Here is a 12,792-nt window from a genome sequence, read left to right on the forward strand (position 1 = left end):
CCGCCGCGGGCGCCCCCGCCGGAGCTGCGGGCAAGGCGGCGGCACCCCCCGCCCCGACGGCGCCCCCGGCGCCCCGTCGGTCCAAGCATTCCGAGGAGCAGCCCGCGAAGGCGTCCGGCGGAGCGCAGCCAGCGGGGGCGGCACCCACAGCGGCGGAGGCGCCGGCGGAGGAAGGGCCCGGCACCCCGCCCGCCGCGGCCGACGAGGACCGGCGCGAAGAGCCCGCCACCGACCCCAACCTCGGCGCGCACCTCTCCGCCGAGGTCCTGCGGCGCGAGCTCGAGAGCCGCCCGCACGAACTCGTCGGCGCCGCGGCCTCGGCCGCGGAGACCGGCTCGCTGCCCTCGGTCGCGAGCCGGACCGCGGCGCGCCGCGCGGCAGCGATCCTCATGCACCGGAGCCCCGAGGCGGAAGCCGAGGCGGAGGGGGAGGACGAGGAGTCCACATCCTCCGACCGGCCCGCTCGGCGCTGGTTCCGGCTCGGCTTGGGAATCCTGGCCGCCCTGGCCGTGGTGGTGGGCCTCTGGTTCGGCTACGCCTGGACCCAGACCCGCTACTACGTGGGCGCCTTCGACAACCGTGTGGCGATCTACAACGGGGTCTCGCAGCAGCTGGGACCGATTCCCCTCTCGCACGTGCACACGGTCACGAACATCCCGCTCGATTCGCTCAGCCCGTTCACGCAGCAGCGCCTGCGCTCCGGGGTTCCCGCCGACGGGCTCGAGGGCGCCGAGGAGATTGTGCGCAACATCCAGACCGACCCCCAGGGCTGCCTGCCCGGCTCGGGGGCGACCGCGAGCCCGACGGCCACGCCGAGCGGCAGTGCGCCGCCGCCGTCGTCCGCAGCCGCAGCCGCCCCGAGCGCGGCACCGAGTGCGAGCGTCACGCCGAGTGCGAGCGCCTCGGGCTCGCCCAGCACCAGCCCGACCCCCGACCCCTGCCTGGGAGGCACCCGATGAGCGGCGTCGACACCGTGCAGAAGCCACGGCGCAACGCAGAACTTGTGCTCCTGATCCTCGCCCTGGCCGTGGGCATCGGGGCGAGCGCGATGACGGGGGTCAAGGAGGGCACGGCCCTGGACCGGGACTTCTGGCTTCAGTCGGCCCTCCTCGCCGGCGCATCCCTCGCGGTTCATACAGTCCTCCGGTTCCGCGCGAAGTATGCCGATCCGATCATCCTTCCGCTGGTCGTGACGCTCAACGGACTCGGCCTCGCGATGATCCACCGCCTGGACACCCCGGAGACGGACTACGGCAACGCCCAGGCGCGCTGGACGATCATCGGCATGGTCCTCGCGGTCGCCGTGATCTGGTTCCTGCGCGACCACCGGTACCTGCGTCGCTACACCTACATCTCGCTCATCCTGAGCGCGGTCCTGCTGCTCCTCCCGCTCGTCCCCGGGATCAGCGCCGGCGAGGTCAACGGCGCCCAGGTGTGGATCCGCTTCGGCTCGGCCTCGTTCCAGCCGGGAGAGGTCGCCAAGATCACCATCGCGATCTTCTTCGCGGGCTACCTCTCCACAAACCGGGACCTCATCCTGCTCGCGGGCCGCCGCATCGGCCGGCTCCAGCTGCCCCGCTTCAGGGACCTCGGGCCCATGGTGGTCACCTGGCTGGGGGCCATCGGGATCCTCATCTTCCAGCACGACCTCGGCATGTCGATCCTCTTCTTCGGCATCTTCATCTCGATGATCTACATCGCCACGAGCCGTGCCAGCTGGGCGCTCCTCGGCGTGCTGCTGATGTTCGGCGGCGCGATGGCCGCGAGCGTCCTCCTGCCGCACATCCGCCTGCGCATCGACGGCTGGCTCAATGCCTTCTCCCCCGAGGTCTACGGCCGCACCTACGGCAGCAGCTACCAGGTCATCCAGGGCCTCTTCGGCATGGCTAACGGCGGCCTCCTCGGCACCGGCCTCGGCGAGGGGAGGCCGGACCTCGTGCCCTTCCCGCACTCGGACATGATCATCGCCTCCTTCGGCGAGGAGCTCGGCCTCGTGGGCCTCTTCGCGATCATCATGTGCTACGCGCTGCTCATCACGCGCGGCTTCCGCGCCGCGCTCGGCGCCCGCGACTCGTTCGGCAAGCTCCTCGCCGCCGGGCTCTCGGCCGGTATCGCGCTGCAGTGCTTCGTCGTGATCGGCGGCGTCACCCGGCTCATCCCCCTCACCGGACTCACGACGCCGTTCCTCGCCGCGGGCGGCTCGTCGCTCCTGGCGAACTGGATCATCGTGGCGCTCCTCCTCGTGATCTCCAACGCCGCGCGCCGTCCCGTGGACATGACCCCGCTCGACCCGAACGACGCCGCGGGGCCCGCCCCCAGATCGCGGCTGGCGGACCTGACCGACCGGGTGATGCCACCCCGTCGCCGCAGGACGAGCACTCATGACGACACCCAGACCGAGGCGGTGAGGATCCGATGAACCAGGCCATCCGCAACGCTTGGATCGCCGTCGCGGCGCTCTTCGCCCTCATCCTCGGCTCCATCAGCTACGTCCAGGTCATCGGCGCGGACGAGCTGAACAAAAACGCGTGGAACAACCGCGCCATCCTCGCGACCTTCTGCCAGGAGCGAGGCGCGATCCTCGTCGCCGGGCAGCCCATCGCCCAGTCCATCGCGAGCGGTTCCGACACGTGCCAGTACCAGCGCACCTATCCGGGGTCTCCCGAGCTGTACGCCGGGCTCACCGGCTACTACTCCAACGTGTTCGGCTCCACGGGCCTCGAGAACTCGATGAACTCGACCCTCACGGGCCAGTCGGACCAGCTCCTCATGGACCGCGTGCGGCAGCTCTTCCTCGGCCAGCAGCCCAAGGGCGCGACCGTCGAGCTCACCATCGACCCGGTGGTCCAGAAGCTCGCCTACGACCTGATCCCCAACGGGCAGCGCGGCTCGATCGTCGTGACCAACCCCAAGACGGGCGCCATCATCGCCATGGTGTCCAAGCCGAGCTATGACCCGAACAAGGTCGCCACGCACGACCAGGCGGCCGCCCAGGCAGCCATGGCGGAAATCCAGGCGCTCCCCGGCATCAACCTCAACCAGGGCGTGAGCGGGCCGACGGGCGCGCTGCTGGCCCCGGGCTCGGTGTTCAAGCTCGTCGACACGGCCGCGGCCCTGGCCTCGGGCAAGTACACGAAGGACTCCGTCCTGCCCAACCCCGCCGAGATGACGCTGCCCGGCACGAGCGCCAAGCTGCCGAACTACGCCGGAGGCAACTGCTACACGCGCAACGAGGCGAACTTCTCGTTCGCACTCGAGCAGTCCTGCAACACCCCGTTCGCCTCGATCGCCCTGGACCTGGGGCAGGACGCGATCGGCAAGCAGGCGGCGGCCTTCGGCTTCGGCCAGGACGCGGGCGACCAGCTGCACCTCGACTACTCCCCGGGCGTCTGGCCGCAGAACCTCAACCAGGCCCAGCTCGCCCAGTCCGCGATCGGCCAGTTCGACGTGAAGGCCTCGCCTCTGCAGATCGCCCTCATGACCAGCGCGATCGCCAACGGCGGGGTCCAGATGAAGCCCTCGCTCGTCAAGAGCATCACCGCCCCGGACCTCCGGGTCGTCTCGGAGCCCAAGCCCGAGGTGCTCCGCACGTCGACCTCACCGGAGATCGCCCGGCAGATCACGGAGTGGATGACCAACGTGGTGTCCCAGGGCATCGCGAACCGCGCGGCAGTCCCCGGCGTCAAGGTGGCCGGCAAGACCGGCACCGCAGAGCTCGGCTCCTCCGGCCTCAACAACTCCTGGTTCACCGGGTTCGCCCCGGCGGACAACCCCCAGGTTCAGGTGACCGTCGTCATGGAAGGCGTCGACGTCAAGACGGGAGCCTCGTTGACCAGTCCCACAGCTAGCAAGATCTTTGAGGCGGTGTTGAAGAAGTGAGACCGACGTCGGGCATCACCTTGGGCGGCAGGTACCACCTGCAGAGCCGGATCGCCATCGGCGGCATGGGCGAGGTCTGGAGGGCCCGTGACCAGGTGCTGGGCCGGATCGTCGCCATCAAGATCCTCAAGGAGGAGTACGCGGGCGACCCGGGCTTCCTCGAGCGATTCCGCGCCGAGGCCCGCCACACCGCGCTCCTGAACCACCCCGGGATTGCCAACGTCTTCGACTACGGCGAGGCCGAGGGCTCGGCCTACCTCGTGATGGAGCTCGTGCCGGGCGAGCCGCTCTCGTCGATCCTCGAGCGAGAGCGCGTGCTCTCCCCGGACCGTACCCTCAACATCATGGCGCAGACGGCGCGCGCCCTCGCAGTCGCGCACGGGCAGGGCCTCGTGCACCGCGACGTGAAGCCCGGCAACCTGCTCATCACCCCGGACCACAAGGTCAAGGTCACCGACTTCGGCATCGCCCGCCTCGCCGACCAGGTGCCCCTGACGCAGACCGGGCAGGTCATGGGGACCGCCCAGTACCTCGCCCCGGAGCAGGCCACCGGCCAGCAGGCCACCGGCTCGAGCGACATCTACTCGCTCGGGGTCATCGGGTACGAGTGCCTCACGGGCCACCGCCCATTCTCCGGCGAGAGCCAGATCGCGATCGCGCTCGCCCAGGTCAACGACGCCCCGCCGCCCCTTCCCGAGCAGCTTCCCGCCCCCGTGCGGGCGCTGCTCATGTCCATGCTCGCCAAGGACCCGCGCAGCCGCCCGGCGAACGCGATCAAGCTCGCCGAGGCGGCGGAGGCGATCCGCCGCGGGGACATCGCCGCGGCGCACGCGGCGGTCCCGGCGATGGTCCAGCACGACGACTCGACGGCCGCGATCACGACTCCTGCCACTGGCAGGACCCAGCAGCAGACGGCCCCGACGGCCGTCGTCGGCGGTGCGGGCCTGGCCGCCGCGGCAGGTGCCGCCGCAGCCGCGCACGGCACCCCGCCGACGTCGGCCCTCCCGGTGGTCGGCGACGACGACGGCTACTCGGCCTCGGAGGCGCCCGCGCGGCCGCTGTACGCCTCGGTGGACGACGACGAGGACGTGGAACCGCAGGAGGAGGCCCGCCGCGAGCGGAAGCGCAGCGCGCTGACGTGGCCGCTGGTCGGGCTCCTGCTGCTGATCCTGTTCGTGCTCATCGGCGTCTGGCTCTCCAACGCCGGCCTGTTCAGCCCGACCCCGCTGCCGAGCTCCCCGGCGACCTCGACCGCGGCGAGCACGCCCCCGCCCTCGAGCGCCACGCCCACCACCACGCCCACGCCGACTCGGACGACCCCGGTGCAGACGCCCACGGGACCCGCCACGGTCAATGTGGTCCCTGCGGCGTACCTCGGCCGGAACTACACTCAGGTCAAGGCCGAGCTCGAGGCACTCGGGCTCGGTGTAGCGCTCAACCCGGTGGCCTCGCAGACCGGGACGATGGGCCAGGTCACGAACATCGAGCCGAGCGGGCAGGTCACGGTCGGCTCGACCGTCACCGTGACCTACCTCAACGTCCAGCCGCCTGTGACGCCCACCCCCACGCCGACTCCCACGCGGACCAACGGCAACAGCTCACAGACCACAGCCCAGACCCCGAGCATCACGCTTCCACCGCTCCCCGGCCAGTGACCATATGACCTCATCCGCCAATCCGCCCGTAGAACGAGAGGACGAGCCCATGCCGCGTCCCCTCGTCCTCTCGGGCCGCTACGAGCTCGGCGAGCTGATCGGCCGGGGCGGGATGGCGGACGTCTACGAGGGGCGCGACCTGCGCCTCGGCCGCACGGTGGCCGTGAAGATGCTGCGGCCGGACATGGCGCGGGACACCCAGTTCCGGGTGCGGTTCGAGCGGGAGGCCAGGGCGGTGGCCGGGCTGAACCACGCCTCCATCGTCGCGGTCTATGACACCGGCGAGCAGCAGCCCGACCCGGGGACGCCGCACGCGGTCGCGGTGCCCTACATCGTGATGGAGCATGTGGGCGGGCAGACCCTCCGCGAGCTCATCCGCGCCAACTCCGTCACGGTCGACGAAGCGGTGGAGTACATGCTCGGCGTGCTGTCCGCGCTCGAGTACAGCCACCGCTCCGGGATCGTGCACCGGGACATCAAGCCCGCGAACGTCATGGTCTGCCGCGACTCCGGCGCCGTGAAGGTCATGGACTTCGGGATCGCGCGCGCCATGGCGGACTCCGCCGCGACCATGACCCAGACGCAGGCCGTGGTCGGCACGGCCCAGTACCTCTCCCCGGAGCAGGCCCGCGGCGAGGTCGTGGACGCCCGCAGCGACCTGTACTCCGCCGGGTGCCTCCTGTACGAGCTGCTCACGGGTCGCCCGCCGTTCGTGGGCGAGTCCGCAGTCTCGGTCGCGTACCAGCACGTCCAGTCCTCTCCGCCGCCTGCCTCGGACTTCAACCCGAAGGTCACCCCGGCCCTCGAGAGCGTCCTGGACAGGGCGCTCGAGAAGGACCCGGACGCACGCTTCCAGGACGCTGCGGCGTTCCGGCGCGCGCTGCGGGCCGCGCGGGCGGGCGTCGTCGTGCCCCCTCGTCCCCTCACGGGCGGCGGGGCGGCTGCGGCTGCGGCGGCAAGCGTTGGCGCGACCGGGGCAGGTGCGGCCGCGGCGGCGGAGGCAGGCCCCGAGGATCCCGCGCACGACGCCGGGGTCCCCACCCAGGCGGTCAACGTCGGCGACGGCGGCGGGGCGGAGGAGGGCGCCGGACGCCACGCTGCCTCCTCCCACCTCGGGGACACGGGCGAGATCCCGCAGGTCCAGGCGGCCCCGGCGGCCGGACTGATCGCGTTCGACGACGCCCGCGACGAGGAACGGGCCCGGCGTGGCCGCGGCAAGCGCCGTGCCTGGATCACGGTGCTGATCCTCGCCGCGCTGCTGCTCATCGGAGCGGGCGGCCTCTGGCTGTACCAGTACGTGAACCAGCCTGCGGCCGTGACCACGGTGACCGTGCCCTCCGTCGAGAACATGAGCGAGACGGAGGCCGCGCTGCTGCTGCAGCGGCAGGGCCTCGACCTCGAACCCATCCAGCGGCCCAATCACGCGACGGTGCCCAAGGGCACGGCGATCGACACGATCCCCGGTGCGGGAACGCAGCTCCAGAAGGGCAGCAAGATCACCCTCGAGGTCTCCGCGGGGCCCTCGAGTGCCGAGATACCGAAGGACCTCCTCGGGGCCACCGAGGCTGGGGCGCGGGCGACCCTCGAACGGCTGGGGCTCAAGGTCAAGCCCCGGTCGGTGCTGGCCAACGATCCGAAGGCCCCCTACGGGACGGTGATCGCCACGAACCCGGGTGTGGGGCAGATGGTCGCGATCGGCTCGGAGGTGGAGCTGACCGTCTCCACCGGGAAGGTCACCGTTCCCGAGCTGCGCGGCAAGACCCTCGAGGACGCCCAGGCCATCCTGACCGGCCTCGGTCTCCGCGCCGATCCCCGCGAGGTCGAGAACGCCGTTGTGGCTCCCGGCACGATCACGGACCAGTCGCCGGCGCCGGACGGGAACGTGGACCAGGGCGGCGTGGTGATCCTCTCGGTCGCGAAGGCTCCCCCCGCTCCGCCTCCCCCGGCTCCGTCACCCACCCCGACGCCGACCAGCACGCAGTCGTCGAATCCGAAGTCCACGCAGAACCCCGGCCACGGCAACGGCTGAGCCCTGGCCAGCGGCCGGCGTCGGTCCTCAGGCGCCGGCGGTGATGAGCGGGCTCAGCGTGGAGGCGCGGGCTGCCGCACCGCGGAGCCCCAGGGACTCGAGCCACGTGCCGAGCATCTGGTACCCGCCCTCCGTCAGGACGCTCTCTGGGTGGAACTGGACTCCGCACAGCGGCGCCGTCCTGTGGGCAAGGCCCATGACGACCCCCGAGTGCGTGTGGGCCGTGATCTCGAGGACATCGGGGATGCTCTCCGCGAGGGCCGCGAGCGAGTGGTAGCGCGTGGCCGTGAAGGGGCTCTTGAGACCGGCGAAGACGCTCTTGCCTTCATGCTCAACGAGGGATGTCTTCCCGTGCATGAGCTCCGGGGCATGGGTCACGGTGCCGCCGTAGGCCTCCGCGAGGGCCTGGTGGCCGAGGCAGACCCCGAGCATGGGCTTGTTGTTCTCGCCGCACCATCTAATGAGCTCGATGCAGACGCCGGCCTCGGCAGGGTTGCCCGGCCCCGGGGAGATGAGCACGCCGTCGCGCGCCGCGGCGAGCTCGATCGCTTCGTCGAGGGACACGTCGTCGTTGCGCACCACGGTCGTCTCCGCGCCGAGCTGCTGCAGGTAGCCGACCAGCGTGTAGACGAACGAATCGTAGTTGTCGATGACGAGGATGCGCGTGCTCATGGGGGTTTCGGCCAATCGTGGAGTGGGCGGGACCGGCAGGCCCGGGCGGCTAGACTTGGCTACCAGAACGAGTCAGACAGCAGCACCGCGGCGCGTCGGCGGTGCTTGCAGGATACCAAGCGTGCCGGCCTGCAGCCGAAGGGCGGCCAAGGAGGACCAGTGCCCGATTCACCGGACAAGCCCGAGACCGAGGCGCGCGCCTCGAAGAGCGCGGACAAGGTCCTGAAGAGGTCCTCGAATCCCAAGCCGCGCAAGAAGAAGCGGACGCCCAGGCCCGCCGGCCCAACCCCCCAGTGGTACAAGTACCTGATGTTCGGGCTCATGATCGTGGGGCTGCTCTGGATCATCGCCTTCTACATCACCCAGGGTCTTTTCCCTGTCCCGGCGATCGGCAACTGGAACATCCTGATCGGCTTCGGCATCGCGATCATCGGGTTCCTGATGACCCTGCGCTGGCGGGGCTGAGCGCACCGAGCACGGCCCTCGCGGTCGCGTCCCAGCCGGGCAGCAGAGGCCGCGCGGCCAGAGCGGCTGCCCTCCAACGAGCCCTGACCTCGGCCGAGGCCAGCCACTGGCCCGTCTCGGAGCACAGCGGGTCCCCACCCGCCGCAGGGTCTTCCTCGCGCACCGCCGTCCCGGCGGCCCCGAGTCCGCCCTCGAGGCTCAGTGCGAGCGCCTCGGCCGCGCCCGTTCCCGCGGGGACGACGGCGGGCACTCCCCTCGCGAGCGACTCCGCCACGACCAGTCCGAACGTCTCGGACTCCGACGCGAGCAGCGTCAGGTCGGCACGCGCCCACTCCTGATCGAGCTCGGCGCCGCGCAGTTCCCCTGGCACCTCGATGCGGCCTTCGAGGCCCAGGCGCCGCACCTCCTCGCGGACAGCGCGCGCATAGTCGGGGTCTGCGGCGTCGTGCCCGGCGAGCGTCGCCGTCCACGGCAGGCCGGCCAGCCCGGCCAGTGCCCGCACGATCCTCAGCTGCCGCTTCCCCGGCAGCAGCGCGGCGAGGCACAGAAGGTGCGGCGGCGCCCCCGCCGTCAGGCTCCCCGGCGACACGGGGGCACGCACGACGCCGGGTCGCGCCACGAGTGCCCGGGTCCCGTAGCGCTCGGCGAGCCGGCGCGCGGCGAAGCTGCTCGGGACGATGACAGCGTCGACCGCCGCGAGGGAGGCGCGTTCGAGGCCAGCGAGGCGGCGCCTCCCCTCCGGTGTGAGGCCCGGGGCGTCCGGGAGCGACATGTGCACGAGGATCCCGAGGCGCGCTGGCCCTGGGGCTGTCGCGGCGCGCACCTCCTCCGGTTCTCCGAGCGCGAGGAGCCCGTCGACGAGCACCGCGTCAGGCGACGCGGTGGCACGGGCCGGGGACGCGCCGTCGTGCGCGGTGGCGGATGGGACGCCGAGCGCGGCGGCGAGGGAGGCCCTGTCCTCGGTGGAGCCGACTGGCCAGGCGCCCGGCACCTCGACCGTCTCGACCCGCACGCCGAGCCCGGCGAGCGCGCCGGCGAGCATCGCGTTGTAGACGTTCCCGCCAGAGGAGTAGCCGAGGCTGCCGGGGACCACCAGGCGCAGGTCCACGGCGGGGCCCACGGGGCTAGGCGCCCGCACCCCGCCGGCCGGCGAGGTCCATCGTGCAGGAGGCCCACGCGTCGGGGTTCTCGCGCAGGGTGACCTCGACGGCGGAGAGGTGGTCGAGGTGGCGCAGGTTCTCGGCGGCGGCGACGGCTACGTGCTGGGCTAGGACCTCGGTGGTGGTGAGCCGGCCGACGAAGTCGGGGTGCTCGTCGAGATTGCGGTAACGGATCCCGTCAAGGATCGCGCCGAGCAGCTGGGCAGCCTCGCCGATGTCCATGACGGTCGAGTTCGCGTCGAGGGCGTCGGCGTGGACGGTGAGCTCGACGACGAACGTTGCCCCGTGGAGGCCCTGCGCCGGCCCGAACGCCGGGCGCGGCAGGCTGTGGGCGATCATCGCGTGGTCACGGACGGTGAGGCTGAACATGAGGCTCCTTGCGTGGTTGTCGGCTGCGTCGGACGGCTCGGGCGGACAGCTCCGCCGGCAGTGCCCTCTGTCACTGCGCCTCGGGGTAGCGGATCACGTGGCACAGCCCCGGCAGGGAGCCCTCGGCGAGGCGGTCCATGGTCTGCGGCAGGTCGGCGAAGTCAGAGACGGCGCCGAGGAGCGCGTCGAAGGCGGGATCCTCGAGGAGGCTCAGCGCGAGGGCGAGCCGCTGGCCGCAGGTGCGCCGGTGCCGGCGTGGGAGGGCGACCTGGCCGACCTGGGCGGCCTTCAGCGAGAGGCGGCGCGCGTGGAAGTCGGCGCCCAGGGGCACCGGCACCGTGTCGTCGCCGTACCAGGAGAGCTCGATGACGTCGCCGTCGTCGCCCACGATTTCGAGGCACCGGGCCAGGCCCGCCGGGGAGGCGGAGGCGTGGAAGACGATGTCGCAGTCCCCCGAGGCGTTCTCGGGAGATGCGAAGCGCACCTGCAGGGCCTCCGCGATGCCGGCGCGCGCGGGATCGCTGTCCACCGCCTCGAGGCGGGAGAGCGGGAAGCGGCGCAGGAGGGCCGCCGTCGACGCGCCGATGAGCCCGCACCCCACGACGGCGACGCGGTCTCCGATCCGCGGGCCTGCCTCCCAGAGCGCGTTGATGCCGGTCTCCACAGCACCGGCGAGGAGGGCGCGGCGCGGGGGCACGCCGTCCGGCACAGGCACGAGGTCCGCGGCGGGGACCACGTAGCGGTCCTGATGGGGGTAGAGGCAGAAGACGGTGCGGCCCTCGAGCTCGGCCGGGCCCCGTTCCACGACGCCGACGGACAGGTAGCCGTACTTCACCGGCGCCGGGAAGCTGCCGTCCTGGTGGGGTGCCTCCATGAGCCCGGCGACCCGGGCCGGGACACGGCCGGTGTGCACGAGGTTCTCGGTGCCGCGCGAGTGGCCGGAGTACAGGGTGCGCACGAGGGCTTCCCCCTCGCCCGGCGGGCGGAGCTGCTCGCGTCGGAGCTCGCCGCGGCACGGACCCGTGGTCCAGTAGGCCGTGGCTGTCAGGTCATCGGTCCCGCCGGTCTGCGCCATCGACTCGACCCTACCCATGGCCGCCCGCAGCGAACCAGCGCTGGCGTGCACGGCGCGCCGCCCCGGCACCCTGCCCACGGCAGGCAATCTAGACTTGAACGGTGACCACCGCCCCGAGCACACGGACCGACGAGGCCCGTCAGACCCACGCGTACTTCGACGACACGTACCTCACGGAGGCGGACGCGACCGTGATCGCGTCCGGGACGAGCGAGGACGGACCGTGGGCCGCGGTCTCACCGAACATCTTCCATCCCAAGGGCGGCGGCCAGCCGTCGGACGAGGGCACGCTCGACGGCGCCCCGGTGACCCCCGCGCGTGACGAGGACGGACTCGTCGTGCTGCTCGGAGCCCCGACCGTGCCCGACATCGGGGCCCGCGTCGCATGCCGGGTCGACGCCGGACTGCGCCGCCGGCACGCCGCCCTGCACACGGCCGGGCACGTTCTGGGGCACCTCGGCGAGGCACGCGGCTGGACGCACTCGGGCCACTCGCACTTCCCGGGCCAGGCGCGGCTCGACTTCGACCCGACCGGGCACGACGATGAGCTCGCCACACCTGAGCTCCGCGACGCCGTGCGGGTCGAGCTGCAGGCGCAGATGGACGAGCTTCTCGCCCGCGGTGCAGCCGTCTCGGCGTCCGTGGACGCCGGGGGCCACCGCACCGTGACGATCGAGGGCGTCAACGCCGAGCCGTGCGGCGGGACGCACGTGCGCACTCTCGCGGACCTGGCGGCCGTCCGCATCCTCGAGATCAAGGTCAAGCGCGGCGCCATCAAGGTCCGCTACGAGGCCGAGCATGCTGACGCTGCGGGCGGCCACCGCCCATGAGCCTGTGGGTGAAGATCTGCGGGCTCTCCACGCCGGAGTCGGTCGAGACGGCGGTGGCGGCGGGCGCGGATGCGCTCGGCTTCGTCCTGGCCGCCGGCAGCCCCCGGACAGTTGACGCCGCACGAGCCGCGTCGCTCGTGGCGGTCGCCCGGGAGGCGGGCCGCCGCGCGGGGCGCGAGGTGGAGACAGTCGCGGTGGTGCGGCACCAGGGCGCGGAAGAGGTGGAGCGGATCGCGCGCGAGGCCGGCGTCGACGCGGTGCAGCTGCACGGCGACGAGCCCGACGCCGACGCCGACTCCCTGCGCGCCGCGGGCTTCCGCGTGATCCGGGCGCTCTCGGCCGGCGAGTACGCGGCGCGCCGAGCCGCAGGATGGACGAGCGCCGACCGGCTCCTGCTCGACGCCGCGGTCCCGGGGTCCGGGACGCGCATCGGAGCCGAGGAACTCGCCGAGGCGCCCGCGGGCTTCTGGATCCTGGCCGGCGGCCTGTCCCCCGCCAATGTGGCCGAGGCCGTCGCGGCGCTCGGCCCGGGCGGGGTCGATGTCTCGAGCGGTGTCGAGTCGATGCGCGGCGTCAAGGACTTGGCCCTCATCCGGGCTTTCATCGAGGCCGCCCGCGGCTGACGCATTCTTTTTGCGTTATATGCACGCATAGGTAC

At 72.2% G+C, this 12,792-nt stretch carries 11 protein-coding genes and 1 pseudogene; 8 read left to right on the forward strand and 4 right to left on the reverse strand.

The features are described 5' to 3' along the window. From ABD298_RS12380 to pknB, 5 genes and pseudogenes are all read left to right on the forward strand, one after another. Nucleotides 1-959, forward strand: a pseudogene (locus ABD298_RS12380) (serine/threonine-protein phosphatase); the annotation flags it as partial. Then, nucleotides 956-2,419, forward strand: a complete 1,464-nt coding sequence (locus ABD298_RS12385; protein ID WP_208711097.1) for an FtsW/RodA/SpoVE family cell cycle protein — start codon at nucleotides 956-958, stop codon at nucleotides 2,417-2,419. The pseudogene ABD298_RS12380 and the gene ABD298_RS12385, both read left to right, overlap by 4 nt. Beyond that, nucleotides 2,416-3,879, forward strand: a complete 1,464-nt coding sequence (locus ABD298_RS12390; RefSeq protein WP_344300020.1) for a peptidoglycan D,D-transpeptidase FtsI family protein — start codon at nucleotides 2,416-2,418, stop codon at nucleotides 3,877-3,879. The genes ABD298_RS12385 and ABD298_RS12390 overlap by 4 nt, the downstream gene beginning before the upstream one ends. Continuing rightward, nucleotides 3,876-5,534: a serine/threonine-protein kinase gene (locus tag ABD298_RS12395; protein WP_344300021.1), complete on the forward strand. Its 1,659-nt coding sequence runs from the start codon at nucleotides 3,876-3,878 to the stop codon at nucleotides 5,532-5,534. The genes ABD298_RS12390 and ABD298_RS12395 overlap by 4 nt, the downstream gene beginning before the upstream one ends. 49 nt (nucleotides 5,535-5,583) lie before the next feature. Further along, nucleotides 5,584-7,563, forward strand: coding sequence for a Stk1 family PASTA domain-containing Ser/Thr kinase (gene pknB, locus ABD298_RS12400; RefSeq protein ID WP_344300022.1), 1,980 nt, complete (start codon nucleotides 5,584-5,586; stop codon nucleotides 7,561-7,563). A 27-nt stretch (nucleotides 7,564-7,590) separates the two neighbouring features. Here pknB and ABD298_RS12405 read toward each other — a convergent pair whose 3' ends face one another. Then, a complete protein-coding gene (locus ABD298_RS12405; protein WP_208711093.1) occupies nucleotides 7,591-8,235 on the reverse strand; it encodes an aminodeoxychorismate/anthranilate synthase component II in 645 nt (214 codons plus the stop codon). Between the two features lie 159 nt (nucleotides 8,236-8,394). On the opposite strand from ABD298_RS12405, the gene ABD298_RS12410 reads away from it, so the two are divergent. Further along, a complete protein-coding gene (locus ABD298_RS12410; RefSeq protein ID WP_344300023.1) occupies nucleotides 8,395-8,700 on the forward strand; it encodes a cell division protein CrgA in 306 nt (101 codons plus the stop codon). Here ABD298_RS12410 and ABD298_RS12415 read toward each other — a convergent pair. The 3 genes from ABD298_RS12415 to ABD298_RS12425 form a co-directional block, all read right to left on the reverse strand. Continuing rightward, a complete protein-coding gene (locus ABD298_RS12415; protein WP_344300024.1) occupies nucleotides 8,663-9,820 on the reverse strand; it encodes a glycosyltransferase family 4 protein in 1,158 nt (385 codons plus the stop codon). The two genes, ABD298_RS12410 and ABD298_RS12415, sit on opposite strands and share 38 nt — an antisense overlap. 4 nt (nucleotides 9,821-9,824) lie before the next feature. Then, nucleotides 9,825-10,229, reverse strand: a complete 405-nt coding sequence (locus ABD298_RS12420) for a 6-pyruvoyl trahydropterin synthase family protein (protein WP_344300025.1) — start codon at nucleotides 10,227-10,229, stop codon at nucleotides 9,825-9,827. Nucleotides 10,230-10,299: 70 nt separating this feature from the next. After that, nucleotides 10,300-11,304: a zinc-dependent alcohol dehydrogenase gene (locus ABD298_RS12425; RefSeq protein ID WP_344300026.1), complete on the reverse strand. Its 1,005-nt coding sequence runs from the start codon at nucleotides 11,302-11,304 to the stop codon at nucleotides 10,300-10,302. A gap of 101 nt (nucleotides 11,305-11,405) precedes the next feature. Here ABD298_RS12425 and ABD298_RS12430 point away from each other — a divergent pair, with 101 nt between their 5' ends. Beyond that, nucleotides 11,406-12,134: an alanyl-tRNA editing protein gene (locus ABD298_RS12430; protein WP_344300027.1), complete on the forward strand. Its 729-nt coding sequence runs from the start codon at nucleotides 11,406-11,408 to the stop codon at nucleotides 12,132-12,134. Next, nucleotides 12,131-12,757 carry a phosphoribosylanthranilate isomerase gene (locus ABD298_RS12435; RefSeq protein WP_344300028.1) on the forward strand — a complete coding sequence of 209 codons (627 nt, stop codon included), beginning with the start codon at nucleotides 12,131-12,133 and terminating at the stop codon, nucleotides 12,755-12,757. Before ABD298_RS12430 ends, ABD298_RS12435 begins: the two co-directional genes overlap by 4 nt. Nucleotides 12,758-12,792 lie beyond the last annotated feature (35 nt).

It is taken from the genome of Sinomonas flava, assembly GCF_039531875.1.
GTDB lineage: Bacteria > Actinomycetota > Actinomycetes > Actinomycetales > Micrococcaceae > Sinomonas > Sinomonas flava.